This is a genomic window from Streptomyces stelliscabiei (assembly GCF_014873495.1).
Taxonomy (GTDB): domain Bacteria; phylum Actinomycetota; class Actinomycetes; order Streptomycetales; family Streptomycetaceae; genus Streptomyces; species Streptomyces bottropensis.
Map to the genome: position 1 here is coordinate 5,730,019 of NZ_JADBGF010000001.1, position 25,810 is coordinate 5,755,828.

36 protein-coding genes are annotated in these 25,810 nt (G+C 70.7%); 2 read left to right on the forward strand and 34 right to left on the reverse strand.

The genetic code is table 11. The annotated features are described in order from the left end of the window. Position 1: 1 nt before the first annotated feature. The 21 genes from H4687_RS25250 to H4687_RS25350 form a co-directional block, all read right to left on the reverse strand. Positions 2 to 3,820, reverse strand: a complete 3,819-nt coding sequence (locus tag H4687_RS25250) for a hypothetical protein (RefSeq protein WP_046914927.1) — start codon at positions 3,818 to 3,820, stop codon at positions 2 to 4. Positions 3,821 to 3,905: 85 nt separating this feature from the next. Beyond that, positions 3,906 to 4,469: a hypothetical protein gene (locus tag H4687_RS25255; RefSeq protein ID WP_046914926.1), complete on the reverse strand. Its 564-nt coding sequence runs from the start codon at positions 4,467 to 4,469 to the stop codon at positions 3,906 to 3,908. A gap of 9 nt (positions 4,470 to 4,478) precedes the next feature. After that, a complete protein-coding gene (locus H4687_RS25260; protein ID WP_046914925.1) occupies positions 4,479 to 4,991 on the reverse strand; it encodes a hypothetical protein in 513 nt (170 codons plus the stop codon). Positions 4,992 to 5,003: 12 nt separating this feature from the next. Next, on the reverse strand, positions 5,004 to 5,990 hold the full coding sequence (locus H4687_RS25265) for a phage tail tube protein (protein WP_046914924.1): 987 nt from the start codon (positions 5,988 to 5,990) through the stop codon (positions 5,004 to 5,006). Between the two features lie 2 nt (positions 5,991 to 5,992). Continuing rightward, on the reverse strand, positions 5,993 to 6,316 hold the full coding sequence (locus H4687_RS25270) for a hypothetical protein (protein WP_046914923.1): 324 nt from the start codon (positions 6,314 to 6,316) through the stop codon (positions 5,993 to 5,995). 42 nt (positions 6,317 to 6,358) lie between these two features. Further along, positions 6,359 to 6,826, reverse strand: a complete 468-nt coding sequence (locus H4687_RS25275) for a hypothetical protein (RefSeq protein WP_046914922.1) — start codon at positions 6,824 to 6,826, stop codon at positions 6,359 to 6,361. Then, positions 6,826 to 7,638 (reverse strand): hypothetical protein, encoded by an 813-nt coding sequence (locus H4687_RS25280; protein ID WP_046914921.1) that lies wholly within the window; start codon positions 7,636 to 7,638, stop codon positions 6,826 to 6,828. The genes H4687_RS25275 and H4687_RS25280 overlap by 1 nt, the downstream gene beginning before the upstream one ends. Before the next feature lie 12 nt (positions 7,639 to 7,650). Continuing rightward, positions 7,651 to 8,304: a hypothetical protein gene (locus H4687_RS25285; protein WP_046914920.1), complete on the reverse strand. Its 654-nt coding sequence runs from the start codon at positions 8,302 to 8,304 to the stop codon at positions 7,651 to 7,653. Further along, positions 8,304 to 8,714, reverse strand: coding sequence for a hypothetical protein (locus H4687_RS25290; protein WP_046914919.1), 411 nt, complete (start codon positions 8,712 to 8,714; stop codon positions 8,304 to 8,306). Before H4687_RS25290 ends, H4687_RS25285 begins: the two co-directional genes overlap by 1 nt. A gap of 71 nt (positions 8,715 to 8,785) precedes the next feature. Beyond that, on the reverse strand, positions 8,786 to 10,030 hold the full coding sequence (locus tag H4687_RS25295) for a phage major capsid protein (RefSeq protein ID WP_046914918.1): 1,245 nt from the start codon (positions 10,028 to 10,030) through the stop codon (positions 8,786 to 8,788). A gap of 77 nt (positions 10,031 to 10,107) precedes the next feature. After that, positions 10,108 to 11,346, reverse strand: coding sequence for an HK97 family phage prohead protease (locus tag H4687_RS25300; protein WP_078907603.1), 1,239 nt, complete (start codon positions 11,344 to 11,346; stop codon positions 10,108 to 10,110). Further along, entirely contained in the window at positions 11,346 to 12,677 is a 1,332-nt protein-coding gene (locus H4687_RS25305; protein ID WP_050399501.1) for a phage portal protein, read from the reverse strand. The genes H4687_RS25300 and H4687_RS25305 overlap by 1 nt, the downstream gene beginning before the upstream one ends. Further along, positions 12,674 to 12,904: a hypothetical protein gene (locus H4687_RS25310; protein WP_159026137.1), complete on the reverse strand. Its 231-nt coding sequence runs from the start codon at positions 12,902 to 12,904 to the stop codon at positions 12,674 to 12,676. The genes H4687_RS25305 and H4687_RS25310 overlap by 4 nt, the downstream gene beginning before the upstream one ends. After that, positions 12,901 to 14,463, reverse strand: a complete 1,563-nt coding sequence (locus H4687_RS25315; protein ID WP_050399502.1) for a hypothetical protein — start codon at positions 14,461 to 14,463, stop codon at positions 12,901 to 12,903. The genes H4687_RS25310 and H4687_RS25315 overlap by 4 nt, the downstream gene beginning before the upstream one ends. Then, the gene (locus H4687_RS25320; RefSeq protein ID WP_046914916.1) at positions 14,460 to 14,765 is read right to left on the reverse strand and encodes a hypothetical protein; all 306 of its coding nucleotides are present in this window, start codon (positions 14,763 to 14,765) and stop codon (positions 14,460 to 14,462) included. The genes H4687_RS25315 and H4687_RS25320 overlap by 4 nt, the downstream gene beginning before the upstream one ends. A 305-nt stretch (positions 14,766 to 15,070) precedes the next feature. Continuing rightward, positions 15,071 to 15,511: an AAA family ATPase gene (locus H4687_RS25325; protein WP_046914915.1), complete on the reverse strand. Its 441-nt coding sequence runs from the start codon at positions 15,509 to 15,511 to the stop codon at positions 15,071 to 15,073. Positions 15,512 to 15,551: 40 nt separating this feature from the next. Further along, on the reverse strand, positions 15,552 to 15,803 hold the full coding sequence (locus H4687_RS25330; RefSeq protein WP_046914914.1) for a DUF4873 domain-containing protein: 252 nt from the start codon (positions 15,801 to 15,803) through the stop codon (positions 15,552 to 15,554). Between the two features lie 46 nt (positions 15,804 to 15,849). Beyond that, a complete protein-coding gene (locus tag H4687_RS25335) occupies positions 15,850 to 16,101 on the reverse strand; it encodes a hypothetical protein (RefSeq protein ID WP_046914913.1) in 252 nt (83 codons plus the stop codon). Between the two features lie 2 nt (positions 16,102 to 16,103). Next, a complete protein-coding gene (locus tag H4687_RS25340; RefSeq protein WP_046914912.1) occupies positions 16,104 to 16,397 on the reverse strand; it encodes an HNH endonuclease in 294 nt (97 codons plus the stop codon). Positions 16,398 to 16,618: 221 nt separating this feature from the next. Further along, positions 16,619 to 16,819, reverse strand: coding sequence for a MerR family transcriptional regulator (locus H4687_RS25345; RefSeq protein WP_046914911.1), 201 nt, complete (start codon positions 16,817 to 16,819; stop codon positions 16,619 to 16,621). Between the two features lie 42 nt (positions 16,820 to 16,861). Further along, a complete protein-coding gene (locus H4687_RS25350; protein ID WP_046914910.1) occupies positions 16,862 to 17,344 on the reverse strand; it encodes a hypothetical protein in 483 nt (160 codons plus the stop codon). A gap of 150 nt (positions 17,345 to 17,494) precedes the next feature. Between H4687_RS25350 and H4687_RS25355 the strand changes: the two genes are divergently transcribed. After that, positions 17,495 to 18,115, forward strand: coding sequence for a hypothetical protein (locus H4687_RS25355; protein ID WP_046914909.1), 621 nt, complete (start codon positions 17,495 to 17,497; stop codon positions 18,113 to 18,115). 28 nt (positions 18,116 to 18,143) lie between these two features. On the opposite strand, the gene H4687_RS25360 is transcribed toward H4687_RS25355, so the two are convergent. From H4687_RS25360 to H4687_RS25390, 7 genes are all read right to left on the reverse strand, one after another. Beyond that, on the reverse strand, positions 18,144 to 18,380 hold the full coding sequence (locus H4687_RS25360; protein ID WP_046914908.1) for a hypothetical protein: 237 nt from the start codon (positions 18,378 to 18,380) through the stop codon (positions 18,144 to 18,146). Between the two features lie 108 nt (positions 18,381 to 18,488). Next, positions 18,489 to 18,650: a hypothetical protein gene (locus H4687_RS25365; RefSeq protein WP_159026136.1), complete on the reverse strand. Its 162-nt coding sequence runs from the start codon at positions 18,648 to 18,650 to the stop codon at positions 18,489 to 18,491. Positions 18,651 to 18,784: 134 nt separating this feature from the next. After that, entirely contained in the window at positions 18,785 to 19,375 is a 591-nt protein-coding gene (locus H4687_RS25370) for a hypothetical protein (protein WP_052768284.1), read from the reverse strand. After that, positions 19,372 to 19,884 (reverse strand): hypothetical protein, encoded by a 513-nt coding sequence (locus tag H4687_RS25375; protein ID WP_050399504.1) that lies wholly within the window; start codon positions 19,882 to 19,884, stop codon positions 19,372 to 19,374. The genes H4687_RS25370 and H4687_RS25375 overlap by 4 nt, the downstream gene beginning before the upstream one ends. Then, the gene (locus H4687_RS25380) at positions 19,881 to 20,537 is read right to left on the reverse strand and encodes a hypothetical protein (RefSeq protein WP_233443709.1); all 657 of its coding nucleotides are present in this window, start codon (positions 20,535 to 20,537) and stop codon (positions 19,881 to 19,883) included. Before H4687_RS25380 ends, H4687_RS25375 begins: the two co-directional genes overlap by 4 nt. Further along, complete coding sequence (locus tag H4687_RS25385; protein WP_078907604.1) at positions 20,534 to 22,105, reverse strand: DUF2637 domain-containing protein; 1,572 nt, start codon at positions 22,103 to 22,105, stop codon at positions 20,534 to 20,536. Before H4687_RS25385 ends, H4687_RS25380 begins: the two co-directional genes overlap by 4 nt. Positions 22,106 to 22,175: 70 nt before the next feature. Then, positions 22,176 to 22,793 (reverse strand): hypothetical protein, encoded by a 618-nt coding sequence (locus H4687_RS25390; protein ID WP_050399506.1) that lies wholly within the window; start codon positions 22,791 to 22,793, stop codon positions 22,176 to 22,178. A gap of 149 nt (positions 22,794 to 22,942) precedes the next feature. Here H4687_RS25390 and H4687_RS25395 point away from each other — a divergent pair, with 149 nt between their 5' ends. After that, positions 22,943 to 23,209 carry a hypothetical protein gene (locus H4687_RS25395; RefSeq protein ID WP_225966817.1) on the forward strand — a complete coding sequence of 89 codons (267 nt, stop codon included), beginning with the start codon at positions 22,943 to 22,945 and terminating at the stop codon, positions 23,207 to 23,209. A 98-nt stretch (positions 23,210 to 23,307) separates the two neighbouring features. Here H4687_RS25395 and H4687_RS25400 read toward each other — a convergent pair whose 3' ends face one another. Genes H4687_RS25400 through H4687_RS25425 form a run of 6 tightly spaced genes read right to left on the reverse strand, consistent with a single transcriptional unit; the run spans position 23,308 to position 25,809 of the window. Continuing rightward, positions 23,308 to 23,973 (reverse strand): hypothetical protein, encoded by a 666-nt coding sequence (locus H4687_RS25400; RefSeq protein ID WP_046919775.1) that lies wholly within the window; start codon positions 23,971 to 23,973, stop codon positions 23,308 to 23,310. Beyond that, the gene (locus H4687_RS25405) at positions 23,954 to 24,184 is read right to left on the reverse strand and encodes a hypothetical protein (protein WP_050399507.1); all 231 of its coding nucleotides are present in this window, start codon (positions 24,182 to 24,184) and stop codon (positions 23,954 to 23,956) included. The genes H4687_RS25400 and H4687_RS25405 overlap by 20 nt, the downstream gene beginning before the upstream one ends. Beyond that, on the reverse strand, positions 24,181 to 24,432 hold the full coding sequence (locus H4687_RS25410; protein WP_046916434.1) for a hypothetical protein: 252 nt from the start codon (positions 24,430 to 24,432) through the stop codon (positions 24,181 to 24,183). Before H4687_RS25410 ends, H4687_RS25405 begins: the two co-directional genes overlap by 4 nt. Beyond that, complete coding sequence (locus H4687_RS25415) at positions 24,429 to 24,914, reverse strand: hypothetical protein (protein ID WP_046916433.1); 486 nt, start codon at positions 24,912 to 24,914, stop codon at positions 24,429 to 24,431. The genes H4687_RS25410 and H4687_RS25415 overlap by 4 nt, the downstream gene beginning before the upstream one ends. 1 nt (position 24,915) lies before the next feature. Next, a complete protein-coding gene (locus H4687_RS25420; protein ID WP_046916432.1) occupies positions 24,916 to 25,140 on the reverse strand; it encodes a hypothetical protein in 225 nt (74 codons plus the stop codon). 3 nt (positions 25,141 to 25,143) lie between these two features. Beyond that, a complete protein-coding gene (locus H4687_RS25425; protein WP_046916431.1) occupies positions 25,144 to 25,809 on the reverse strand; it encodes a hypothetical protein in 666 nt (221 codons plus the stop codon). Between the last annotated feature and the right edge of the window lies 1 nt (position 25,810).

Here is a 25,810-nt window from a genome sequence, read left to right on the forward strand (position 1 = left end):
ATCACCCCACTCCGAGAGAGACGTTGATGCCGTGTGCGCGCTTCAGCTGCAGCAGCTGGCGCTGCAGCTCGCGGGCGATCGCGACCGGGTCCGAGGTGCCGGACACGTTGATGTCCACCTGCACCCGCTGCATGCCGGACCCGCCCGCGACGGCCGGACGCCCGGCCACCGCAGCGATGCCCGGCGCCGCCCGCCCCGTCATGCGGCCGGCCATGGTGTCCATGGCGCGGTCGATGAACGGCATGCCCTGCAGCACACCGACGCCGACACCGCGGGCGGTGTTGATGCCGTCGGGGATCATCGCCTTGGCGGGCGAGCTGATACCGAGCGCCTTGCGCAGCGCCTTCTGCATGCCCTTGGCGATCTTCACCATGAGGGCTTCGATGCCCTTCTGCTGCGACGCCAGCCCGGCGAGGAACCCTTTGCCCGCGTTCTTGCCGGAGTCGTACAGCGCGTCGGCCCCCTTGCGGCCGAGCTTTTCCGCCTCGTCGTTGATCTTGTACTGGGTGGAGTTGATCTGGTTGAACGTGGCCTTGTCCGCCCCAGCCAACGCGCTCGCGTAGGCGTAGCCCTGCTCCGGCCCCATCTCCAGGATCTCGCGCAGCATGGTCTTGTTGAGGCCGCGCTTCGCCAGCTCGGAGATGTAGCGGGAGAACTGCTTCATCTTCTCCAGGCGGGAGGCGAGCTTGCCCTTGATGCCGCCAGCGGTCACCTCCTCCTCGCCGCCGAACATCCCGCCGAGCGAGGCGCCTTGCTTGGCCTTGACCCGGGTCGACTCGGCGAAGTCCTTCGCGGCCTTGATCTTGGCGGCGATCTTGTCGCGCTGGCCCGCCAAGTCCAGCAGCTTCTTGGTCTGCCGGTTGACCATCGCGACCAGGCGGTTGTCCTTCTTCCCGTCGAACGCGGCCCAGATGTCCTTGGCCAGGTCTTTCGCGGTGGACTTGATCTTGTCCTTGCTGCCGGTCATCCCGGCGATCAGCCCCTTGCCGAGGTCGGCCATCAGGGCCTTGGCCTTCTTCGACGGCGAGGAGATCTGCAGCTCCTCCCGCATGCCGGCGAGGACGTCGGCCGCCAGCCGACGGGCTGCCGCCTTCACCACCGAGGAGCCGCCGGCCATGCCTGAGGCGAGGCCCTGCGCGGCAGCCGCCCCGGCCCCGCCCACTCCGCCGGCGAGTGACCCCGCGCCGACCTTGCCGTCGTTGATCGCCCGCAGCAGGGGCAGGTTCCGCGCCGTCTGGTAGGCGTTGACCACGAACTCTTTCGCCGACAGCCACGGCGCGAACACGCTGTCCGAGGTGCCGGTGCCCGGTCCCTCGACCAGGCCGCCACCTGCGTAGCCCTTGCCCCGGTGCGCAAAGCCCGTGCCGGTGAACAGGCCGCCGGTCGCGCCGGTGATGTCGTGCTGGCTGCGGCCCGTCAGGTACTTCTTCTGGTACTCGGTGACGTACCGGGTCGTCCGCTTGGTGAAGATCGTGATCGACTTGTCGTGCAGCTGCGCGACGGCCGCCGCCACATTGCGCACGTCCGACAGCGCCTTGCCCGCCTTGGCGGTGACGGTGACCGATCCGTCCGGCAGACGCTTCACCTTGTAGCCGAAGCTCTCCAGGACCGCCTCGCCGCTCTTGGAGAGCGCCTTCAGGGTCACCGACTTGGAGCCCGGGGTCTTGTTCACTGCCGAGTTGAACCGCTTGAGGTCCGCCTCAGCGTCCTCGGTCTGCAGCTCGACCTTCGCCTTCTTCAGGTCCTTGATGTTCAGGATCTGGTCGGCGAGCTGCTTGGCCTCCCTCTTGGTCAGGCCCATCGCCTGGGCGTTCTTGATGAACTCCGCGCGGCCCCGGGAGTAGATGCCGGTGACCGTCTCCCACGAGGAGCCGGACTCCCGGGCGGAGGCGGCGGCCTCCTCGGTCTTCGCCGCCAGGTCGTTCAGCGCGGTCGCCGCGGCCTGGGCCTTCGGACTGTTCACGTCCAGTCGGCCGTTGACCATGTCCAGGGCGCCGGCGTTGTCCTTGGCCGCCTTGGCTGCGGCGTCGATGCTCGCCTCGAACCCGATCATCCCGCCGAGGCCCTGGCGCTGCATGTCGTTCAGCGCCTGCAGGCTCTGGCGCAACCCGTCCGCTGACGCCTTCTGCGCTGCCAGTGCGGCCTGGGTCTTCTGTGCCTGCTGCCCGAACAGGCCCTGGCTCGCAGCGGCGAGGTCCTGCTCGAACTTGGCATCCTTCAGTGCCGACTTGTAGTCGTTGAGGTGCTTGGTGAACTGGGTGGTGTCCCGGCCGCCCTTGCCGTACTCGGCGGTCAGCTTCTTCAGCGCTGCTGCCGCGAGGTCGGCGTTGCCGTCCCGCACCATGCCAGCCAGGGACTTGTCGACCGCGTCGATTTCCTCCTTGGCTTCCTTGACGGGCGTCGAGTCCCAGCCGGTCCAGCCGACCAGGAACTGCTGGACCTTGTCGGCGGTGCCCGGATCGGTGAGCGCCTTCACATGGCCGTACAGCGCGCCCAGGTCGCTGCCGAACATCCGCGAGGCCTCGCCGGTCACCTTGCCGGTGGAGCCCAGTTCACGCATCGAGGAGGTGAGCCGGTCGATGTCCGGAGGCGCGCTTCCACTCCGCTCGGCCAGCTCGGAGATCGCGAGGATCGCGAGGCCGATGCCGGTCCCCGCCAACGCGATCTTCGTGGTGCGGCTGAGCGCCAGCACGCTCGCCCTGACCGCCGCCAGACGGCCGGGTGTAGCGGCCGCCGCCGTGTTCATCGCGACGAGCTGGATACCGAAGGCCGCGGCTGCGGAGCGCGCGGCGACCAGGCCGAGCGCGGCGGCCTTCGTGAGCTTCAGCGCGATCGCGAGCTGCAGGAAGATCGCGATGGCGGACGGCGGCACCGCGGACACCAGCCGGGCAATGACGTCGATGGTCTGCAGCAGCCCGACCCCGACGTCGCTGCCCCCCTCCAGCACGTTCATCACAGCCGAGCCCACGTTCTTCAGAACACTCGCCACGGTCGGGCCCTGAGCCCGGGCGAAGTCCATGAACTCGCGCGCGTTCTGGCCGATCTCGCCGGAGTCCGACGTCCGCATCAGGCTGACCAGCTCGCTGTTGATGCTGCGCAGCGTCCGGTTCGAGAAGCTCGTGAACTTCTCATTCAGGGCGTCGAACCCCGGCGACGCCACCTGCCCGCCGATGATCGTCATGAACCGATCGGTCTCGGCCGACGTGCCCTTGACCAGCTCTTTCGTCTTGGGCAGCAGGGCGTTGGCCAGACCGACGCCCTTGATGAGCGGGGCCATCGTGTCCCCGGCCAGCGAGTCCGACCACTCGCGGGTCTCATCCTTCAGCACGGACACCGCAGCCGCCGCCCGCCGGGTATCCGGCGGCATCTTCGCGATCAGCCGCTGGTACTCCAGCTGCGCCGTCAGAGCCTCTTGCGAGGAGGCCCCGGACTTGTCGACCGCTTCCTTGTACGCCTTGTGGGCCTCGGACGCCTCGCTGATCTGCGAGACCTGCGCGATCATCGCCGCGCCCATCACACCGACCGCGACCGCAACGGCCCCGGCCCCGGCGGCGATCGGCGCCAGCGATGCCGCCGCCGGGATCGCGGCCGGCGCCAGCAGCAGCGTCGCCTTCTTCAGCTGGTCCACGGCCTTGCCGCCGGCGTCGGTGTCACGGCGCAGCGCGGCCAGGTCGCGGGAGGCGTTGCGTGAGAACCGGCGGACGGCCCGGTCGCCCTCGATCGACATGATCGTCATGCGGCGGCCGAGCCGGCGGGCCGCGTCCCCGATGTCGTCGAAGACATCGGAGAGTTCATCGCGGCCGGTCAGCAGGAACGTCATCGAGGGCACGGCTACTCACCGCCTTCCTGCTGGGCCTGGTTGTGGAGTTCGATCCAGGCGGTGAGGTTGTAGAAGTCGACGACGCTCAGGCAGTCGACTCCGGCAGGGGGGATGTGGAGGAGGTGGGCGAAGAGAGGGAGGAAGCTGTCTCGGGCTCGCTCGATGTCGGGGTCGGGCTCGACGGCTCGCCGCCCTCCTCCGGCTCGCCCGGCTCCTCCTGCTCGGGCTGGTCTTTTGGGTCCCGGGCCAGCCGCGCGATCAGCTCCCGCGCGTGCTCCGGGTCAGCCGCAGCGCGGTCCGGGAGTTCGGAGAGGATCTCCGTGACCCGTTCCCGGGTCATCTCCGGATCGGTGCCGACCATCGAGTACGCGTTCTCCACGTAGTCGGTGACCTCGCGTACGGACATCCGGGTGACCAGCTCGCCCACCCGGCAGTCAAACTCCCCGAAGCGGAGGGTCGGCTGTTGGCGCTTCTTCAGGATCCACACGATGCCGCGCATCGCGTCGACGTCCTCGCCCTCCAGACCCTTTTTGATCTCGTCCCACTTCATGTCGATGGTGCGCTGCACGATCGACGCCTCGGACACGAGGAGGTCGTTGGCGTCGTAGTGCTCCGGCTCGCCGTCGGCCGGGGTGTAGATGACGATCAAAGGGGGCTCCTATTCGAGTCGGCGGCGCACGTCGTCCGTGACGCGCTCCACCTCGCGCGTGATACGCGGCTGGTGGGCGCGGACGGTGTTGTCCCACCACAGCGGGGTGGTCGTCTGCTGCGCCCAGCGGCGCCGGTTGCCGAACACCGGGTGGCGGAGCCTGCCTTCGTTGAGGCGGTTGACCACGCCCACCGGAATGTCCGGGGGGAGGCGGCCCCGGTCGAGCCAGACCTTCGCGCCCGGGTTGCCGGTGACACGGACCGAGATCCGTACGGCCTGGGCGATGGAGTCCCGCAGCGGGCGGGTGGTCGGCGAGCGGCCTCCGCGGCCGCCGGCCTTACGGGTCTGAGACTGGATGGACAGGCCGCGGATGGTGTCCTGCAGATCGGACTGCAGGGGCTCGGCCGCCCGCCGGATCCGGCGGGCGTACGAGTTGCGGATGTTCTCGTGGCCGGCGGCCCGCAGCTTGCGGGACAGCTCCAGCAGCTGGCCGGTGCCGGTGATGCGGACGTTCTGCACCATGCGGCGCTCACCTCACAGCGTGACGTCCGTCGAGATGATCTCGATGCGCGGCTGGTTCGTGCCGTCGTAGAGGCCGGTGAAGTTGTACGTGGGCTTCACGACGCCGAACCCGTCGACGACCGGGGGGCCTTCGTCGATCCGGATCGCGGGCAGCGTCAGCCGCCACGTCTCGAAGTACGTCGTCTCGATCAGCGGGCCGACGAACTCCCACACCAGGCTCGTCGCGGCGTCGGAGGTGTGGAGGTCGTCGAGGGCGGTCGAGACGTAGTCCGTCTCCAGCGACCCGGTGATTTTCACCTGGTCGTTCTCGATCGGCTCCTTCTTCTTGCCAGCCTGGCCGGCGTAGAAGCGCTCGGTGTCCTGCGGCCGCTCGATCTTCACCGACACCTTGCGGATGCCGTCGTGCGCCGTCTCCGAGCTGTACGTTCCCGTCCTCAGCGTCATCTGGCCGAAGTGGAACGGGGACATGCTCGGGTACGAGGCGGCGGCCAGGGTCTGGGCCTCGTCGCAGTCCTTGCCGTCGAACTCGAACGTGGCCGCGAGCATCTCGCCGAACGCGCAACTGAACTCGCCCGACGTGACCTTGCACCCGACGAACGACTTGTCTGTGACCGTGCCAGTGGTCAGGGGCACGCCCTTCTGGATCGACAGGCTCTTGCCTGCGACCGACGCCAGGGTGTGGGTCTGCAGGTAGGCGGCCGTCGCGGCCTGCTGCACCGGTGTGACGGCGGTACCCATCAGAGCCTGGTGCAGCAGTCCCATCGACTTGTTCGTGACCTCGAAGTCGATGCTGCCCTGCACCTCCTGCCGGGTGAGGACACGCCGCGCGGACAGCGGCAGCAGCCGGCCTGCGGCGATGCCCGCCGACTGGGCGGTGGTCTTCTTGAGCTGCAGGCCCTCCTTCGTGAACTCGATGAACTTGGTCGGCGCGACGTAGGTGCCGTAGCTGACCTCGGCCGCGATGCCGAGCTGGGCGCCGAGCCCGGATCCGATCGCCATGATCAGTCCCCCTTCTGCGGCTCGGCCTTGGCCGCCGCCGTCTTCTTCGCTGCGGGCTTCTTCAGCACGCCGTCATCCCGGCCGGGGGAAGCGGGTGCGTCGTCCGCCGGCTCGGGGGCGGCCTCGGGGAAGTTCCAGCCCGGGGGCTCCTCGACCGGCTCCCAGGTCTGGGCCTGGCAGACGTAGCCGTCGAACCGGTCGTCCGGCACGGTGACGACCTCGTCCGGCTGGATAAAGCGCTCGTGCCCGAACAGCTCGGGCACGGCCACCGGTTCGGGGCCGATGTAGCGGACCTTCGCCACGGGGTCCTCCTTCGGATAGGGCATGGCGAACAGCCCGCACCGCGCGGGCTCCTCGATCGGGTTGGGTCACAGACGGGCGTGGCAGGACACCGTGAAGGCCAGTCCCACCCTGATGCCCTGGTCGTTGGTGGACTGCTGCAGCACGCCCCGGGTCAGATGCGCCCACAGCACCGCGCCGTTCAGGTTCGGGGCCGTGGGGTTCGAGCTGGTGGCGCGCAGCTCCTGCTCGACCACGGCGAAGATCTCGAACACCCTGGCGCGCAGGGCAGGGAAGTCGAAGTCGCCGGACCAGCAGTCGATGTGGCAGGTGAGGTTGAAGTCCTCGTCCCTGGTGCGGGCGCCGGCCGCGTTGAAGTTCTGCACCAGCTCGGCCGCGGCCTCGCCCTGGGGGGACCAGCCGACGACGAGGAGGTCCTCGGTGGCCACGTCGTCGGTCGGCGGCCCGTCGATGACCGTGACGTCCTCGAGCTGGTCGGACGCCCGCAGGATGGTCAGGAGCGCGGTGATGGCGCCCGGCAGTGCGGAGGTTGCCATCACGCCATCCCTGGCCCTTGGTCGTCCGGATTCATCAACTGCACCGCCCGGTTCGGGATCGCGTAGCCGAGGCCTGGGATGGGCTCGGTGACGTCGTAGTCGCTGGTGCCGCGCTGCGGCCGGCCCTCACCGGTCTGCGTGCGCCACAGGTGCTGCAGGATCACCTGGGCTGCGGCGGGAATGTTCGGGCTGATGACCGGCCGCCCGGCCCGGTAGGTGGCGCGCAGGGGGCCGACCAGGAGGCTGCCGTCCTTCCGAGTCACGATCCCCTTCGCGCCGTCCAGGTTCAGGGTGTTGACGTCGTACGACGTCCCGCCCGACAGCAGCGCCGCGAGAGACACCAGCGACACGGCCGGGGTCCGGTGCAGGGCGAGCGCGTGGACCACGCCGACGTGGTGGTCCTCGACGACCTGGCGGACGATGACCGGGCCAACGAAGTACTCCACCGCCCGCGTCGTGGCATCGAGCCAGAACCGCACGCGCGCGTCGTCGTCCTGCCCGTTCTTCTTCAGCAGCTCCTTCGCGTCCGCGAGAGACAGCACCGTGGGCAGCGCCGCCTCCCGTACGTCGAAGGAGTCGGCGTAGGCGTGGGCCGGAGTGGTGAACACCCAGCGCACGGTGTGCCGTCCGGGCTGCACCGTGACGTAGTCCGCCCGGTACAGCCCGATCCCGGTGTTTGTCACCGCCGGGGTGACGACCGTCTCGTCCGGAAGGGTCACCGTCGCGACGGCCGTGCTGGCGGTGATGAGGGTGCCGCCGGGGTCCCGGCACTGAGCAGTCAGGCGCGCGGTCGCGCCGAGGTCGTACGGCACCGCTCACCCCCTCTACCAGGACCGGGTCTCGGGCTGCTCGGACCGGCCGCCGCCGCGCGATGCCTCGGCCGCCTTCTCCGCCCCGGCCTGGCCGCCGTCACGGTTGCGCGCGGCCTCGAGGACCTTGTCGCGGTTCTTGACGATCCCGGCCCGGGGCGGCTGCCCCTCGTTCGCTTCCAGGTCCAGCACGCGCAGCGCCTCCTCGTAGTCGGCTGTGTCGAGGTAGGCGAGGACCTCGCGGTTGCTGTGCTCGAGCGGGTTGAAGAGTGCGGGGGCCGCAGGACTCACCCCGTCCTCCTCGTCCTCGTCGTCGCCCTGGCCGCCGTCGTCCTGGTCGGGGCCGGAGGACAGGAGGGGCAGGCTGACGGTCAGCGACCAGCGCACCCACTCGGGCCCGTCCTCCTGCCCGGCCGGCGGGGCGATGGGCTCCAGCGTGGCGTCGATGACGTTGAGCGCCTGGCCGTCCTTGCCGAACACCAGCGGCTGCTGGTGCACCATCGACGGCACGCCCTTACCGCCGTCGTCCTGGCGGTCGCTGTCGAGGAGGACGGCGCGGTACCCGTCGGCCCAGGACGCCGCCTCCTCGTCCGTGACCACGACGATGTCGCCGGGCGCCCAGGAGAAGTCGGCGCCGGCGATCGCCTCCAGCACTTTGATCTGCGCCATCAGTTCCGCACCACCGGGGCCACACGCGGGTTCGACAGCACCACGAGGGCGGCGTACAGGCCGCCGGTGGCCGGGGAGCCGGACACCGTGGTGATGACCCGCACGTACCGCTTGAGGCCCTTGTAGCCGATCTCGTACACGGTGTCGTCGGTGCTGGAGGTGACGGCGGGCTCGCTGCCCTGCAGGTATGTGTCGGCGACGGCCGCCCACGAAGAGTTGTCGTCGGAGTCCTGGACCTCGAAGGTGTGGGTTCCGTCGGTGACCACACCGGCCTGGATGACGATCAGGCAGTCCTGGTACATCGAGGAGTCCTCGGCCCGGTCCACCGCCGTCCCGTTCGCCGAGGCCGTTCGAGCTGCGGTCGGTGCCAGGGACGTTTTGACGAGCAGGTTGCTGTACGCGTCCTTCACGACGCGCTCCTTCCTGAGAATGCCGACGGGCCCAGGCCGTTACCGGCCCGAGCCCGTGCGAGCGGATCGGGTCAGCTGGCGGCGTGCTGGTACGTGCGGACCGCGGAGGCGTCCTGGATCATGCCGTCCATGCGGGCGAACCCGAGGAAAGCCACCTGCAGGTACTCGGCGTACCGCTCCACCAGGCGCAGCGTCTGCACCTGCTGCACCTGGCGGATGACGTAGCCCGCCTTGAAGTCGCCGAACGCGATCGTCTTCGCGGAGGCGGCCGGTGTCGGCATCGAGTTGTCGAGCGAGTACTCGAAGCCGTTGATCGTGGAGGGGAAGCCGGGCGCCGGGACCGGCACCCACAGCGGGCGACCCTGGGTGTCCTTCAGCTTGCGGATCACCTTGAGCGTCGAGTCGTGCATGAGGTACCTGCCGTTGGGCCGGTACGCGCTGTCGACGCTGTGCTCGAGGTCGACCAGGTCGTCGTAGATGACCGACGTGGTCTGACCGGAGGCGCCCTGCTTGCCGACGGCCGCGCTGGTGGCCAGGCCTTCCGGCTGGTCCACGCCGGTGCCGGTGGTGAACGCCCGGGCGGCGCGGCGGCCGATGCGCTCGCCGAGCTTCTTCGGCACCCACGTCTCCAGGCTGAACGCCGAGTCCTGCAGCAGGGCCATGGACAGCTTCACCTGCTTGGAGGAGAAGATGTACGCCTTCAGCGTCCGCCCGCCCACGCCCAGGTCCTGCTCACCGGCGGGCTGGTTCTCGCCGAGGAGCTCGCCCTCGTTGCCGGTGTCGTCGTTGGTCGGCCACTTCAGGTCGGCGCCCGTCGAGGTGGTGATGACGTCGGCCAGACCGAGCAGGCCGCCGAAGGCCTTCATCGTCTCGGTCATGATGCCGCGGAACTCGTCCGGCACGGTGAACCCGCCGGCGGTGTCGATGCCCGCACCCATCGCACGCATGTCGACCTCGTGGTCCATCATCAGGTTCCGCTGGTCCGGCGACAGCCGGTCCATGCCGCCGCGCAGGTAGATGCCGAAGGTCTCGGCGTACCGCTTCGCCTGCTCCTGCGCGTCGCCACCCCGGCGACCCTCGGGTTCACCGGTGGTGACGGCGACCTGGCTGCGGTCGATCTTCTCGAGCTGGGTCATACGGTTCAGCCGCTCGATGTCCCCGGAGACCTCGGTGAGCCGGGCTTCGGCCGCGTCCCAGTTCGTCCGCTCCTCCGCGCTGAGTTCGCGGTTCTCGTTCTCGGCCGCGGTGCGGATGTCCAGCATCCGCTGCCACACGGTGTTCTGCTCATCGATGAGCCGCGTGAGCGTAGCGCTCATGTGCTTCCTCTATTCAGGCATGGCGAAGGCCCACACACCGGCGCGAGCCGCGGGGTGGGCCTTCGGGTGAGTACGGGTTACGCGGGGGTCAGGTGCAGGCCGTAGCGTGCGGCCAGTCCCCTCATGCGGAGATCGAGTGCGTCCTGGTCGGTCCGAGTGGTCTCTGCCGGCTCGGTGCCGTTCGTGTCCGCAGTGTCGGTCTCCGGTGTGCTGGTCTCGCGAGTGGACTCACCCGGCTCGCTGCCAACTGCCTTCAGCTCTGGTGCCTTGATCCCGGCGTCCTTCAGGTGCCGGGCCAGGTGCTTGTACACGGCTTCGCGGTCCTCGTCGGGGATCGTGGTCCCGCCGCGGGCGCCGTTGAGGACGCCGATCGCCGTGGTGCACGCGACCGTCGAGGCCGCGCCGACGTCGCCGTCCACGCCGACGAAGTGGTGGATGAACCGGTACGAGGCCTTCGCCGTGGCGTCGCCGTCGGGGTCCACCCAGGCGTGCGCCATCCGCAGCGCCGACTCCTCGCCGGGGAGATCCGACGAGTTCCCCGGACCGTCCCACGCCGCGTCGGAGGTGCCGGTGGAGTGGACCGCCAGCGCGCCCCGCTCCTCGACGGCCGGCGCCGTACGGGCGACCACCGTGGCGTCCTCGGCGGGCGCCTGGTCGCCGACGAGCTGCAGGAGGTCCCGCAGCTCCGGCCGGTACTTCGCGCGCTGCTCGATGGCCTGCTGGTCGCCGCGCCGCAGGAGCGCGGAGGCGACGGAGGCGAGTTCGGCCTCGGTGTCCTCGTAGGCTGGGAACGTCACCGCGGACACCTCGATGAGGCGGACCTCGAGGATCCGGCGGACCTCCACCTCGGCGGTCTGCCCGTCGGAGGTCTCCACCGTCTCCAGCGTCCAGTCGTCCTTGACGACGTAGAACCCGAAGCTCATGCCGGTGATGTTCCGGTTCTTGACGTTGGCCTTCAGGTCGTTGACGTACGACAGGGCCGGGTCCAGGGCCGAATCCACCGGGAGACCCTTGTCGTCCTCCGCCAGCTCCAGCGTGCCTGCGGAGACCCGGGAGACCACGTAGTACGAGTCGTGGTCGATGAGCATCCGTGCATCGCCCTCCGACAGCGTCTTCGTGAACGCCCCCGGTGCGATCTCCTCGTAGAACCCCCACCGCAGGGGATTCCCGATCGCGGTACGGGAGTTGAACTTCGCCGCGTACCCGCGGAACCGCTCGCCCGCCCCGTCGCCCTCGACGGCCCGGATCACGACCTCTGCCGTGGACAACGGCAGATGGCGGTGCTCCTCGGTCGTCGTCCTCGTCAGAGTCCTCATCAGGTGCCTTCCTCCCCCTCGTCGGGTGTCTGCAGCAGCCGCTGCGCCTGCGCCATCAGCGCGGCCGCCCGCGCCCGGTTCGACCCCGCGGCCGCCGCCTCGTCCCCGTCCGGGGCGAGCGGGTTCGAGCCGAGCGGCGCCATGTACATCGGCTGCAGGTAGACGTCGCCGCCCGTACCCGCGGGCAGCGGCGGCATCTCCTCGAGCGCACGCACGTCGTCCGCGCTGTAGGCGCCCACGTCCCGCATCGCCCGGTAGAACGTCGCCCTCGCTGCGCTGTCGCCGCGCAGCAGGCCGCCCATCTGGTAGTTCGCGTACAGCGACCGGGGCAGCAGCTCCTTGGTGATGCGCTGCTCGGTCGGGGTGAGCCATGTCGGGTTGAGGTCGAACGTCACCCAGCCCTGCGCCTGCTGCTCCAGCCCCGTGCCCCACGACGTGCTCTTCTCGGTCGACATGAGCAGGAACGGCGGCACCCCGAACATGCGGGCGATCTCGGTGACCTGGAACTGCCGGGACTCGAGGAACTGCGCGTCCGTGTTCGGCATCTGCACCGGGCTGAAGGACGCGCCCGAGTCGAGGACAGCGATCTCGTGGCTGTTGTGGACGCCGGACATCTTGGCCTTCCAGCGTTCCTTCAGCCGCGCGGCCTGGTCCTGGTCGAGGCGCTGCTCGGTCTGCAGCACACCGCCGATCATGTTGCCCGACCCGAACATCCGGGCCGCCGACTTCTCAGCGGCCTGCGCCAGGCCGATGCCCTGCGTGGCCAGCCGTACGGGCGAGCAGCCCGTGATGCCGTCGTAGCCCAGGCCCGGGATGTGCAGCATCTGGTGCGGCGTCCACACGTGGCTCACGCCCCAGTCGTCCACGACGTCGAACAGCTTCCCGCTGGGGTTCGCCACGTCCGGCTTGATCCGCTCCACATGGACACGGTCCGCCGAGACCGGCCACAGCTCCCGGATCTGGCCGGCACCGTCGCGGACCTTCTGAATGTAGGTGTTGCCCCACAGCACGCGATACGTGTACGCGAAGCGCCACAGCTCCACCGGCGTCAGATCGGGGTGCGGGTTCCGCAGCAGCTCGAACGGCTGCTTCTCCCGCGTCCCCTCCGTGTACGTCGGCAACGGCAGCGCCGAGGACACTCCCGCGATCAGCGACACCGCCCGCCACACCGGTGACGCCCGCAGCGCGGTCGTCTCCGACACCGGCACCCCGGCATCGGACTGCACCCCGCCCAGGTACTCCGCCAGCGCGGCGGAGGTGAGCGGCTGCGCCGGACTCTCCAGCCCTCTCCTCGTGCGCCCCTCGAACAGGCCGAACAGCCCAGACGTCACTGCCGCTCACCTCCCGCCGCTTCCCCACCGCGCCCCTCCCCAGGGACACGCCTGTCGGCCAGCGCACGCTCGCACGCCAGCACCCCCAGCACCCCGCCCACCACCAGCGCGGCCGGCACGCTCCACAGCGCCAGCCCTGCCACGATGACCAGCACAAACACTGTCTCGAGGAGCACCAGCCCCCGTCCGCCCCGCGGCTGCTCCTTCTCCGCCTGGTCCTCGCTCACCACAGGTTCGGCGCCCCTTCCGGCTCCACGTCGTGGTACTTCTCCCAGCCCCACAGTGCATACGTCCCAGCCACCAGCGGGCTCACGTCCACACCCTCACTGCGCCGGGCCCACGCCCACGCATCGCCCAGCTCCCGCTTCTTCGCACCGGCCAGAGCCGTCGCCATGGGTGACTGGCCCGGGTGCGCGAGGGAACCGTCCACGGTCCGGTCGTAGAAGGCGCCGCAGGCCTGCACGATCTCCCGCACCTTCGGCGCCACCAGGAAATGATCCCGCCCCAGCCCGCTGCCCACCTCGTACGTTCCGGCGAGCTTCTTGCGGATCGGGGCCGCGAGCGAACCGGCCGGCCCGCCCTCGTCGAGGACCCACACGCACGGCGTCCACTTCTCGTCCCGCTCGCCGACCCAGTCGACCACCCAGTCCGTCCCCGGCCGGTGTGCGACGACCTCCACGTGCCGGCCACCGCCCGCCGACTCAGCAGCGATCGAGATCGCCGTCCACGTCCGCTCCGGGTTCGTGTCGATCGCGAAGGCCACCGGGTCCAACGGACGGCTCTGCCCGTCCGCGAGTGCCTCCCACGCCTCCTTCGAGATGACCTGCCACGTCTCGTCACTGACCTCCGGGTAGTCACCCACACCCAGCCGCTCACGGTCGAACAGGTCCTCACGCATACCGCGCATCTCCCGCTGCACATAGGACGTGCGGATACGGATCCCCAGCGCCGGGTTGGCCCGCGCGAACGAGTACTCGTCGTCACGGTCGTCGTGCGCCGTGCAGACCACACGCTGCTCCTGGTCGCGCGGGCACTCCTTCGCGTGCGGAGCGATCGAGTACTCCAGGTACGTCAACGACGGGTCCGGCTCGCCCTCCTCGGCGATCGCCCGGGCCCGCAGCAGCGCCAGCTGCTCACTCTCCGCCCCCAGGCCGGCCGACCCCGTGAACACCAACTGCGGGTTCCTACGCGCCGACAGCACCGGCATCAGCGCCCCCACCGGCGCCGCACGCAGCTTCATCGCCTCGTCCATGATGACCAGGTCACCGGAGAACCCACGGCCGCTGTCCCCACCCCGCGCCAGGAACCGGATCCGCGCGCCGCTGAAAAACTCGAAGCCCTCCTCACCGTGGCTGCGCCGGACCCGCTTGACGCGGCGGCTCAGCGACGCCGACCCCTCGATGATCCGGTCCAGCCGCAGGAACGACTCCTGCGCGGTGTTGAACTGGTGCGCGGTGTGGATGACCAGCTCGTCCCCGAACAGGATCACCCCGCCGAGCTGCCGCGCCTCGAGGAACCCGCCCTTGCCGTTCTGCCGGGCGACGTTGAGGGCGACCTCCAGCGACGTCCACCGGCCCTCGTCGTCCTCGGCGAGGCTGTGGTGCAGGGCCAGTTGCTGCCAGATGTCGAGGTCGAGACCCGCGTCCTCGGCCAGCTCGACGCACTCCTGCCCGGCGGGCGAGCGGTAGTCGAGCGCGACCTGGTCCTCGACGCCGTCCCACCGGACCGTGTCGACACGCCGGCGCCACGGCACGGACAGGATCCGCGGGCTCTGGCAGCCGATCACCCAGACCCCTTACGCGCCGGAGGGGAGAGCCGCGCCCTTCGCCGGGCGGCGAGCTGGTCGATCCGGTCGCCGGCGTCCTTCGGGGGAGCCAGCGCGCGCACGACCTGCATGGCCTGGCGCAGCTCGCGGGCCGCGGCGGCGGTCTCCTTCGCGTCGCTGGTGGAGTCGATCAGGGTGGCGAGGCGCAGCGCGGTGGCGGCCGGGGCCGATGCGGTCGCGTCGATGCCGAGGTCCTTGATCTCGGCGGCGGTCGCGGTGGCGACCTTGCCGCGGCGGACGCGGCGCTTCGACTCGTCACTCATCCGGACATCACCCCCCGTAACCAGACGAGAGTCACGGAACGTGACAAGAGATTGGTAACAGAGCGTTACGGGATGGATGGTGACGGAACGTCACTAATTCGCTCGGGCTCGCTTCGCCGGGATAGCAGCCACCTCGACGGGGAGAGAGACGGGCGACAAGGGCGTTTGGGGTCGCCCGGCCTCCGGCTGAAGTTTTGACCCACTCCTTCCCCGGCGGGCGCGGATCGGCCTGCGATCACCCGCCAGCAGCCCCCGGATCACGCTCCCGGCACCCCGGACCGTCGCGATCCGTGGGTCGCGGCGGGTCACCACTGCCGGGTGGTCTGAGGGGTGACAGCGCGTGACTCGCCCTGCCGGTGCTGCCGGTACCAGCGCGTGACGACCCGCTTCATCTCGTCTGATCGCATCGCAGCGACGCGCTCACGCACGACGTCTTCGCCCGGGTCGACGACCACGAACTCGGCCCCGAGGCGCTGGTAGCGGGCCCGTGCCCGGGCGCCGGGCATGGTGTGGATCAGGTACACATTGACCTGGTCGACCAGCTTGAATGCCTCGTCCATGGCGGCGTAGCGCGCACGCTGAGCGACCCGCTGATGCAGCTCGTCCTGGTTCCACTGGGGCGCGCCCGGGCCGGTGAGGGCGCGGGCGATGCGGTCCATGTCGATGACGATGTCACGCGCAGTGGCGTGTGCCTCGATCCATGTGCTCTTGCCTGCGGCTGGCGGGCCGGTGATGACGTACAGCACGCTGTGTCATCACCGCCTCCGTGGTCGTTGGTGTGGCCGGTCAGCTGCCGAAGGGGGGTCGGCCGCTGCCCTGGATGTCCATGTCGGTGCCGGCGCCCTGGGCGACGAAGCTGGCCTCGCGGTCTCCGATACGGAGCGTGTGGTCGTCGGTGTTGAAGATGGCCCAGGCGGCTTCCCCGTCCGGTACGTCGAGGGAGCCGTACCACTCCGTGGAGGTGCTGGTGAGCCTGGCGGTTACCTCGTACTCAGTGCCGCCGGCGGTGACCGTGGCGGGCCCGTCGTATGTCGTCATGCGCTCATGGTGGCCCAGCGGTCTGACAGTGGGCTGTGTCTCCTGGTCACCAGGTGCGGGGGTGGCGAGGGCTGGGGTGGCCGATGCACGTCCAGCTGTGACGGCCGAGGAGGCGGCAGGCGAGGCGGCCGGGCACGCGTGCTGCAGCACAGCGGGGGTCGTCGAGGGCGTTGCGAAGCCAGCGTTCGAGGCCGGTTGCGTCGGGCCGGTACCAGCGCAGGACGATGAGGCGGTTGGACTGCAGGGCGGCGCGTACGCGGTGTTCCAGGTGGGCGAGGTCGTCGTCGACCTTGGCCATGGTCACCACCTCCGGGTGGCTTGTTCGCGGGGGCGGGGCTGGGTGGTGGTGCGGTTGCCGCGGGAGCTGTTGCACCGGCGGTGTGCTGAGCGGGCGTTGGCGGGGTCGAGGAGGCCGCCGCCGCGGCTGATGGGGATGGCGTGGTCGAGGGTGAAGGCCCAGGGGCTGGTCTGTGCGGCGCGGCCGGTGAGGCTGTAGTCGATGGGCTGCCTGCACCACCAGCAGGGCAGGCCGAGGGCGCGTTGCCGGTCGCAGAGGGTGCGGTAGGGCCGGCCGTTGCGGGGGTTGCGGGCCATGGTCGCCTCCCGCCGGGGTGTGTTTGGGGCGCCCGCGGCTCGGCCTCCGTGGCTGCGTGGGTGGGTGTCACGGGCCGGTGAGCGGCCTGCCGGGCGGCGGGCGCGGGCATGGCGAAGGCCCCGGAGTCAGGTGCTCACGGGGCCTTCGTCATGCGGTCTGTGATGTCCGTTTTTGGACATGGCGAACTTGGGGGGAGTGTGACAGCAGGTCACAGCCCTGGTCAAGCTGCGTTTACGTCCTGCGGGGTCTGCTTGGCGATCACGAGGGCTTGGAGTTCCTCAAGGTCGACGACGACGCGTCGTCGGTGGTCGTAGCCGTGGTGGGTGAGTTCGCCGCGGTTGACCCACTTGCGGACAGTGGCGGGCCGCTGCTTGACGCTGAGGGCGGCGGCGTAGATGTCGGTGAGCAGCGGGCTGGGCATGGGCTCAGGATGCCAGGGCCAGAGGTCGGCTGGCTCCGCTGGTCAGCACTTCTCCGCGAGCAGGTACTCCGCCATCTCCTGGCCATCGAGGGACGGGTCGTCGAGCAGGCTATCCAGCAGGTCGCCTACTGCGTCCGGGCCGTCCGACTTCAGCAGCTCGCACGTTGTCTGCTGGCCGTCGGCGTCGAGCGACTCCCACCCCTCGTCGTAGTAGCTCTCGGTGGCGGCGTCGTCGAGGATGTCGTCGACGTGTCCGGCCAGGACGTCCTTCACGGCCTGCTGGTACTCGTCGTTGGTGAAGCCGGCGCACTCAGGCTCGCTGGACAGGTCGCGGGGGCTGTCCTCGGTGTAGGACTCCTCGAGGATCGCCTTGCAGTTCTCGATGGTGTAGGGGTTCTTGCTGGTCTCAGGCGTCGAGGCGGTGGGCTCGGTGTCGGCCTTGCTGGTGTCGGTGCCGCCGCTGCCGCAGGCTCCGAGAGCGAGGAGCGCGGCCAGAGCGGCGATGGCGGTGGCGGTGCGTCGCATGTGTCCCCCCAGGGTGTGTGAGGTCCGGATCGTAGCCGTACGCCCGGTGTGCGCGGGCCGGAACGGAGAGGGCCTTGACGCGCGCGGAGCATGGGTGCCGTGATGATGCGTACGCGGATGTGAGCGGCCGGACTGATCGCAAGGAGTGCTGTGGACTACGGCGACCTCGCCACGTGGGTGGGCGTTGGGTGTGCGGCTGTTGCAGCCGCTGCGACGGTGAAGACGCTGCTGAGCCAGCAACAGCAGATCAAGGAGCAGCGCGAGTTCATCGGGGACCAGCGGGCGTTCATGGCCGAGCAGTCCTCCACGCTGGCCCTGGAACGTGCGGAGCTGCGGGCGGTGGCCGAGGACCGGAAGTGGGCGCAGGCCCGGCAGGTCCGGATGCACCAGAAGAAGCTCGGTGCTCGCCTGAACGCGGAAGGGTCGGGGCTGACACCCAATGATCATTGGGCGGTCACTGTGCAGAACGGCAGCGATACCCCTGTGCATCAGCTGGAAGTGATCTTCGGGACCTCCAATTTGGCTGCAGACGTGCACGAGTGGCCGGCGTTCACCCCTGACCAGCATCGGGCTGAGGCCGGCGATCGGCTGGTGGCGCCGGTGTTCCTGCTGGGTTCGCACAGGGCGCTGCGTTTCGTGTCGCAGACGTGGCAGGCGGCGACCCTTCACAACAATCCGCCGACGCTGTTCTTCACGGACGGCAACGGCATCCGGTGGTCGCTGGACTCGAAGGGCAAGCTCGACGAGGTCCTCCCGGAGCCGCAGGCATAGCAGGCCCCATCGCGCTACAACGTCGCGGCTACGGCGTACCGGCCGCTCCTGGGGCACGGGGCCAGGTGTCGGGGCCGCCGCCGCGCCACTCGATCAGGCCGGTGGTGCGGGCGTCGGTGTCGTCCCAGTCGTCGAGGCCTGCGCGGCGGAGGAACTCCACCAGGTCGGTGAGGGCGTAGGCGCGGCCGAGGATTTCGCCGGCGGCGCGGACGCGGCGGCCGCCGTCCTCGTCGGGTGGGTACACGACGACCAGCGATGTGGGCATACCGTCCAGGATGGTCCGGGTACGGCTGGGCCGCACCCGAGGTACGGCGGAGGCCCCGCCGCGACGGGGTGCGCGGCGGGGCCTTCGGGTTTCAGTGTGGCAGGGCGGTCAGTCTTCGCGGGTGATTTCCACGGTGTCGTCCTGTCCGGTGCCTGCTACGGGCTTCGGTACGGGCGGGAAGTAGCCCCCTCGGGAGGCCTGGTAGACGGTTTCGTGGCCGTGCAGGCGGGGGTCATCGGCCTCGATGGGGCCCTTGAATCCGAGTGCCATGATGGCGGTCTCCTGTCTCGTGTTCGGGATGGGTGGACCGGGGCGGCCGTACTTCTTGGCGGAGGGGCGGCCGCCCCGGGGCTTGGGGTAGATGGGCCGGTAGACGGTGGTAGACGGCCCGGTATACGTGCAGGTCAGTCGGCGGTAGACGGGGCGGGAGGCGCCCCCTGAGGCTCGGCCGGGGAAGGGGTCTGCAGGTCCCTTCGGCGCACCCCCCAGGTGGGGGTTCGGCCCACCTTGACGCCGCGGTCCACGGGCACTCCGAGGCGCTCCAGATGGACGCGCAGATCGGTGACCGTGCGGCCCTCCCACTGGCGGTGCTCCTGGAGGTGCTTGAGGACGGTCCGCAGGTGCACTCCGGAGCCGGTGCCCATGAGGTCCAACAGGAGGGTGCGGACGGCCTCCGCGCCGGCCTCCGCCGAGGGGGTCTGCGGGGTCTGTTCGGCGGGCTTCGGCGGGGGCTTGCCCGCGCGCCAGGACGCGATGGTCCACCAGCCGGTGAGCAGCCACATCAGGGACGGCAGGGCGCGCACGAGGCGGGCGAGGACGTACACGCCGAGGGCGAGCAGGGCGATCCGTACGAAGATGCCGAGGGCTCCGCGCCAGCCGGTCAGGTCGGCGCGGCGGCCCCGGGCGCACCATGCTGCTGCGCGGGTGCCCAGGCGTCGGGCGTACGTGCGGGAGCCGACGGAGAGGCGTCCTGCAGCGTGGGAGAGCCGGGTCACAGGATGCCCGAGCCCTCGAAGAGGGCGCGGACGCCGTCGCCGGTGGCGTTGAGGGCGCTGGGGAGCCAGGCGAGGGCGCCGGCCATGCCTGCGGTGAGGCAGAGGGTGCTGCCGACGTAGGCGCCGCCGAGGATGCGCTTCTTGTCCTTCTTACCTGCGGCTTTGTAGGAGAGGACGGTGAGGGTGACGGCGATGACGACGACGAACGCGCCGGTCGCGCCGAGGCCGACGAGCTGGCCGGAGGTCAGGCCGGAGGAGGAGTCGGCGCCGGTGAGTGCCTGTCCGGCTCGCTCGCCTGCCCCGTTGCCGAGGGTGCCGGAGCGGGCGTGGGCCCAGCCGAGGACGCCGCCGGGGCAGGCCGCGGCGCACGCGGCGGCGGCGAAGCCCTTCCCGAACGACGAGAGCTGCTTCATCTCGCGGGGTCCGGTCCACCAGGGGTACAGGTTCGCGGTGAGGATGATCAGGGCGGCGAGGAGGCCGCCGAGGGTGAGGGTGGTCGTGGCGGTCACAGGTGTACTCCGGTGAGCAGGAGGAACGGGTCCCACCAGTGCAGGACGCCGAACGCGCCCAGCGAGCTGGTGACGAGGAGGACGCGGGGCAGCCAGCGGCCCGTGTGCCGGTCCAGGGCCCAGGCGGCGGCGAGCGCGACGGCCGCGATGACGTAGGCGGCGCCGACGCCGGCCTCGGTGCGGGCCTGGTAGACGGTGTGGGACCAGATGCCGACGGGGCTCTGCCCGGCGGCCCAGGGCAGGAGCGCGGCGAGGATCGCCGAGATCATGCGCCAGGTGACCAGCCAGTCCCACAGGCGGGCGAGGAGACCGGGCTCCGGCTCGGGCTCGGCGGGCGCCACCAGGTCGACGGTGACGCGGACCTCGATCGGCCCGGGTGCAGGCGCAGGGGGCCACGGTGCGGACGGCGGTAGGGCGGGTGGGGCCGGTGGTGGGGGTGGCGGGGTGCGCCAGGGCGGTGCCTCGCCGGGTGCCGGCGGCCGGGAGGGCAGCGGGGCACCGGCCGGGATGATCCGGGTGGGGGTGATGGGGCGGCGGTCGCCGGTCATGGGAGTCCTCTGGGGCGTGTGGTGGGAGTGGCCGAGGGGGCGGGCGCCGAGCCGGGCCAGGAGGTAGCGCGTACGGCGCTCGTCGGGGCCCGGCTCACGGCTCACGGGTAGAACCCGGTGCCTTTGCCGACACGAATGCGCGCCTCCTTGAGCCGGCGGCCGGCGGTGGCCTCGCTGACCCCGAGTAGTTCAGCCGCGGTGGTCTTGGTGAACTGATCGCCGTTCCTGAGCCGGGAGGCGAGCGTGGTGATCTGCTGTTGGATCTCGTCGCTCCCGGTCGAGTCCGGCTCACCGGGCGGCTCAGGGTCGGGCTCACGGCTCGGCTCAGGCTCACCAGCGGGCTCACCGGACGGCTCACGGCTCGGCTCAGGGCTCACCGGGCGGCTCACGGGCTCAGATGCCTGCGGCTCACGGGGAAGCGTGGGCGCGACGGTGTGAGCCGGGCCGACTGCTGTACGGCGAGCGGCGGTCTCGATCGCGAGCCAGGCCGCGTCGGCCTCGAGCTGGTCGCGGGTCACGGCGGGGGCCGGCGTCGGGGCGGCGGTGAGGGCGGGCTGTGGGGTCGGATCGGCCGTGGCTGAGACGGGCTCGGGGGTGTCCTGGGCGAACGCGCGCAGCCCGGCGAGGACCGCCTCCCCCGTAGCCGGGTTGTCCGTACGGGGTGGTGCGTGGGTCGGCTCAGGGTTCGGCTCACCGGGCGCCGGGTGAGCCGGGGGCCCGGGGGGCGGGGTCGGAAGGGTGATCTCAATGGCGGCCGCAGCGTGCTCGCCGAACGACTGCGCGGGCTGGGCTCGCGGACCCGGCTCAGGGCGGAGCTCATGAGCCGGGCCGTCCGGCTCACGGCTCACGGATGCCGGGCTCACCGGCTCACCGCCGGGCTCACGGCTCACCGGGGGCAGCTCAGGCCGCGCCGGGGCTGAGCCGAGCGTCCCGGCAGGCTCGGCGGCCGCGCCGACGGCGACCGGAGTGTGAGCCGGGGTGTGCTCGATGTCGAGGACGCCGGCCACGGGGGCCAGGGCGCGTCCGTAGCGGGTCAGCCGCAAGGCCATGACCGCCGAGACGGGGGCCTTGCTGCGCCAGCGGCGGCCGTACCGGGCACGCAGCCGGGCTTTCTCGATGCGCCGGTCCTGCTCCAGCCGGATCACGTGGTCGTAGGAGCGCAGCTCCCACAACTTCATGCGCCGCCACAGCCGGAACGTGCTGACGGGGTCAAGGAACCAGCGGCTCAGACGGACGGCGTCCATGTGACGGCCGACCGTGATGGCGGCGGTCCGGCCGATGGCGTGCCGGGCGGCCTCGACGACGACCACGAACAGGACGGGGATGACGGCGTGCATGCCGGTGCCGACCGGGTCGGGCCAGGCGGCGGCCGCGTTGAACGCGATCGTGGCGGCCGTGAGAAGCCATGCGGTGTGGCGGAGCAGGGGGAAGGGGATGCGCTGCCAGGTGAGGAGGAGGTCGAGGGCCAGGAGGACGAGGATCCCGGCGTCGATGCCGATGGGGAAGGCGTGCGCGAAGGTGCCGAAGCCCTTGGCCTGGGCGAGTCGGCGTACGGCGGCGTAGGAGCCGATGAAGCCGATGGCGGCGATGGTGGCGGCTCCGACGCCGACGGCGACGATGAGCCGGCGCTGCAGGCGGGTGAGTGTGGGGCGGTCGCCGTGGGGCGTCGTCACGGTGCTCCTCCAGGAGCAGGGAGGGCCGCGCCCCGGCCGGGGGTGGTACCGGGGCGCGGCGGTCGGCGGTTCAGGCGGGGTCGATGTTCCGGGTGGCCTCGGCGGCCTCGGCCGCGAGTGCGGTCAGCTCCCGGCTCATGGGCGGCGCGTCGCCGGCGTGGCGCTGGGTCTCGGCCTTGGAGAAGTCGTCGGCGCAGCGGGCGAGGAGTTCGGTGGCGCCGACGCGGTGGTCGGGGTCGGCTGGCTCCTGGCGTAGGGCGGGCTGGCTCTGGGTGCCGGGGTCGGTCCAGGCGCCGCACTTGCCGCAGACGTACTGGCCGCCGTCGTAGCGCATGGGCCGTCCGCAGCAGGTCTGGCTCATAGCGGCGCCCCCGAGGGTGTCCATGGTCTTGGCGGCCTGGCGGAGGCGGAGGGCGTACTCGCCGCGGGTGACCGGGGCGGGCCGGTCTGGGAGAGCCCGGTACATGCGCTGCATGCTGTCGCGGGAGACGACGTCGGGCAGGGTGCGCAGGATGGCGTCACCGGCGATGTCGATGGCGCGCTCGAGGTCAACGCCGGTCAGCGGCTGGGGGGCGTCCATCTCGAGGAGGCACGCGGTGGTGATGAGCATCTGGGCGGCGTAGGAGGGCTGGTTGAGGAGGACGTCGAGGGCTACGTCGACGGGGTCGGGCTGGGTAAGGTCAGGCACGGACCTGCTCCCTTTCGTTCGCTTCAGGACGGGTCCACCCCTCGGCCCGGAGGTGCAACTCCATGTGGGCCGGGGGGTTTTCCGTTGTTGCCAGATCGAGCGTAGCGACTTCCTAGCCATATAGCTAGGAAGTGCGGGAAGATGGTGCCATGCCCGAGGCTGAAGGAGGGCCGGAGTTGCTGTCGTTGAGTGAGGTCGCGCGCCGCGTGGTGGCCGAGGGGATCGAAACCCGGATGAGCCATCAGCGCGTGTCGCAGCTGTCGCGCGAGGACCCGGCCTTCCCACCGGTCGTCCTGGTCGGCCGGTCGAAGGTCGTGGACTGGCGGCTCGCCGGGCCGTACTTCAAGGCCCGCGTGAAGAGGCAGGGACAACGGACCGACATCAAGCCGGACGAGAGGGAGCCCAACGAGGCGTAGCGCCAGGACGCGGACGAGCCCCGCCACCCCAGTCGAGTTGGGGTGGCGGGGCTCTGGCGTGTCCGGGGGCACACGCTACGCCGTGATGGCGGGGCATGTCAGGCGGCCGCCGCCTGCAGGCCGTCGGGTGCGGCCTGGTTGCCGGGCTGGAAGTGGCGCAGGGCGAGCCACCGGTCCGGCGGGTACACGCACAGGCACCACTCGCACTGCACGGCCGTGCGCATGTCCGCGAAGATCTTGGCGCCACAGATGACGCCGGAGGGGTCGACGGCGATGCAGTGGCCGAGGAACGTCGGCTTCGGCCGGTCCAGGCCGTGTCCGGGCTGGACGACACGGTGCACGCGCTGAAAGAGCCGGCGGATGTCCCATCCGAACGCCTCGCCCGCGTACCAGCGGGAGATCCAGTCGAGGTGGCGGTCCAGGTCGCCGGCCGCGATCCAGATGCGGTTGCCGAGGCTGGCCGCACGCTCCGGCTGCGCCCAGCCACGCGTCTCGTACAGGGCGGTGCGCCAGTCTTCCAGGACGCCGACGATGCCGCCCTCGGCGCGCAGGTCCAGGACCTCGCTGTCCAGGGGGAGGGGGGCTTCGGCGAGGCGGACGCGGCCGCCGTACTGAGCGCTGCCGGTGGTGCCGGGGGTGAGCCAGGACTCCAGCGATGCCCACAGTCGGGGAAGGCGGGTGAGGCGTTCGTGGGTGGCGCGGGTGCAGCTGGCGCAGAGGCTGCCGTACTCGATCTCGCGGGTGTCACACAGGGTGCAGATCATCGTGCTCCCCTTCCTGCAGATGGTGCGTGGGGTCGTCGGGCCACTCGATGTGGCCGCCTCCGTAGCCGCGGATGAGGTCCGCGGTGGTGGGGGCGGCCGAGGTCAGCCCGTACTCGGGGTCGTCGATCGCGACAGCCCAGCCGTCGGCCGTCTCGAAGCCGTCCAGCACCTGGTGGGGCAGGTGCAGACGGAACGGCCGGGACTCGGTCACGGGGCGGCGGGTGGGGTCTCGTGCGAGGCGTCCGGTGGGGCGGAGGTCGGTCGGGCGTGGATGACGCCTGGGCGGATCGACTCGTCCCGCACAAGCGGGAGGGAGAAAGCGCTCCACGCGGAGAGGAGTTCGGGAGCCGCGCGGGGCTCAACTGCCTTGGGCCGGAGGATGTCCTCCAGCTGGGCGAGCGTGTTCGGTTCGGCGGCGATCTCCTGCACCGGGTCCGTGCGGAAGAAGTAGAGCTTCATCGGGGCCTCCTCGACGGCGGGCCGTACGGCGACTGCCAGGCCGGCCGGTCGTCGGACGTGAGAACCGGCGGCGGCTGCTCGGACATAGGGGCAGGGGCCTGCGTGACGTCGGGGAGCCAGTGGCCCATCCGCACCTTGGGCTGGTAGAGCGGCTCGCGGGCGAGGTGCGGCCCGAGGATCTCCAGGGCGCGCTCGATCGGCGTCGGCCTGTAAGGCTCGGTGAGCGACGCGAGCAGCCCGCGGGGTTCCCAGGTGTCGAAGCCGTCGAGGAACTGGGCCAGGGACTCCTGGTAGCGGCGGGCGGCCTCCTCGGCGTAGGCGGCTGCGACGAGGCGCTCGATGAAGTCCTGGAAGTGCGTCGAGAGTTCCTCGGGCGGGCTGTCCTCCTCCAGTTCGACGCGGGTGACGCCCTCCACCGGCTCCCATCCGCCGTCTTCACGGGCGAGCCAGACGTGCGTGAACTCTCCGAATTCCAGTCCCATGTCAGGCCTCCCCGGTGGTCTGTTTGGCGCGCTTGCGGGCGTGGCGGATGCAGGAGCAGCGACGCGGACAGGCCCACCGGACGTGCCTGTTGCGGTGTTTGCCCCACCAGTGCCGGCCCCGGCCGCATGCGACGTCGTGGATGACGGCGTCTGGGGTGCAGACCTCTGCCTGGGACCAGCAGTGAGGGGAGTCGCGAGGGTCGTCGGTGATCTGGGCCTGGGCCATGGGTTAGTCCTTCGTGGACGGGTTGAGGAGGGCGGCGTGCAGCTCGGCGAGGCGGTGGTCCCACCAGCGGTTGATGAGCGTGCCGAGGGGCGGTGGCCCGGCCTTGACCCAGTGCTCGTACAGGGCGATGACGCGTTGTACGTCGGCGTCGGACATGCGGCCGAGCGTGGCGGTGATGCGGGCGGCGGGGAGGACCGCGGCGAGCACGGCGGCCGTGATGTCGTTGACCACCTGGTCGTGTTCGACGGTGAGGTTGTGCTCCGGCCACTGCAGGAGGATGCGGCGGACGGGGTCGGCGATCTGTTCGCGGAGCCCAGGCGTCTCGATCTCGTCGTGTGGCGGGCGGAGCACCTCGACGTCGTGTGCCGTTCCGGCCGGGCGGTTGCCGTACTTCGCGATCCACTCCTCTTGCACGCGGCTGGGAGCCGCGGTGGTGGGGGTGAGGCGTTTGGCGGCTGCGCGGGTGGACATGGCGGTCAGGTCGCCGTCGGGCCAGCGGAGGAGGGTCCATCCGGGCTCGGGGTAGACGTCGCCGTCGGATGTCTGCAGGACGAGCTGGTGGCCGTCGAAGCGGTGGGTGTCCTCTCCCAGCCACTTGATGAGGTTGGGGTCGTCGGTGCCGTTCCAGATACGGGTGTCGACGACAGCGGGCACGGTGTGCTGCAGCACG

Excerpts from the sequence above, each read along its gene's own strand:
- H4687_RS25250 (WP_046914927.1), bottom strand. The coding sequence starts at position 3,820 with ATGACGTTCCTGCTGACCGGCCGCGATGAACTCTCCGATGTCTTCGAC.
- H4687_RS25260 (WP_046914925.1), bottom strand. The coding sequence starts at position 4,991 with ATGGTGCAGAACGTCCGCATCACCGGCACCGGCCAGCTGCTGGAGCTG.
- H4687_RS25265 (WP_046914924.1), bottom strand. The coding sequence starts at position 5,990 with ATGGCGATCGGATCCGGGCTCGGCGCCCAGCTCGGCATCGCGGCCGAG.
- H4687_RS25270 (WP_046914923.1), bottom strand. The coding sequence starts at position 6,316 with ATGCCCTATCCGAAGGAGGACCCCGTGGCGAAGGTCCGCTACATCGGC.
- H4687_RS25275 (WP_046914922.1), bottom strand. The coding sequence starts at position 6,826 with ATGGCAACCTCCGCACTGCCGGGCGCCATCACCGCGCTCCTGACCATC.
- H4687_RS25285 (WP_046914920.1), bottom strand. The coding sequence starts at position 8,304 with ATGGCGCAGATCAAAGTGCTGGAGGCGATCGCCGGCGCCGACTTCTCC.
- H4687_RS25295 (WP_046914918.1), bottom strand. The coding sequence starts at position 10,030 with ATGAGCGCTACGCTCACGCGGCTCATCGATGAGCAGAACACCGTGTGG.
- H4687_RS25300 (WP_078907603.1), bottom strand. The coding sequence starts at position 11,346 with ATGAGGACTCTGACGAGGACGACGACCGAGGAGCACCGCCATCTGCCG.
- H4687_RS25320 (WP_046914916.1), bottom strand. The coding sequence starts at position 14,765 with ATGAGTGACGAGTCGAAGCGCCGCGTCCGCCGCGGCAAGGTCGCCACC.
- H4687_RS25330 (WP_046914914.1), bottom strand. The coding sequence starts at position 15,803 with ATGACGACATACGACGGGCCCGCCACGGTCACCGCCGGCGGCACTGAG.
- H4687_RS25335 (WP_046914913.1), bottom strand. The coding sequence starts at position 16,101 with ATGGCCAAGGTCGACGACGACCTCGCCCACCTGGAACACCGCGTACGC.
- H4687_RS25340 (WP_046914912.1), bottom strand. The coding sequence starts at position 16,397 with ATGGCCCGCAACCCCCGCAACGGCCGGCCCTACCGCACCCTCTGCGAC.
- H4687_RS25345 (WP_046914911.1), bottom strand. The coding sequence starts at position 16,819 with ATGCCCAGCCCGCTGCTCACCGACATCTACGCCGCCGCCCTCAGCGTC.
- H4687_RS25350 (WP_046914910.1), bottom strand. The coding sequence starts at position 17,344 with ATGCGACGCACCGCCACCGCCATCGCCGCTCTGGCCGCGCTCCTCGCT.
- H4687_RS25360 (WP_046914908.1), bottom strand. The coding sequence starts at position 18,380 with ATGCCCACATCGCTGGTCGTCGTGTACCCACCCGACGAGGACGGCGGC.
- H4687_RS25365 (WP_159026136.1), bottom strand. The coding sequence starts at position 18,650 with ATGGCACTCGGATTCAAGGGCCCCATCGAGGCCGATGACCCCCGCCTG.
- H4687_RS25395 (WP_225966817.1), top strand. The coding sequence starts at position 22,943 with ATGCCCGAGGCTGAAGGAGGGCCGGAGTTGCTGTCGTTGAGTGAGGTC.
- H4687_RS25400 (WP_046919775.1), bottom strand. The coding sequence starts at position 23,973 with ATGATCTGCACCCTGTGTGACACCCGCGAGATCGAGTACGGCAGCCTC.
- H4687_RS25410 (WP_046916434.1), bottom strand. The coding sequence starts at position 24,432 with ATGAAGCTCTACTTCTTCCGCACGGACCCGGTGCAGGAGATCGCCGCC.
- H4687_RS25415 (WP_046916433.1), bottom strand. The coding sequence starts at position 24,914 with ATGGGACTGGAATTCGGAGAGTTCACGCACGTCTGGCTCGCCCGTGAA.
- H4687_RS25420 (WP_046916432.1), bottom strand. The coding sequence starts at position 25,140 with ATGGCCCAGGCCCAGATCACCGACGACCCTCGCGACTCCCCTCACTGC.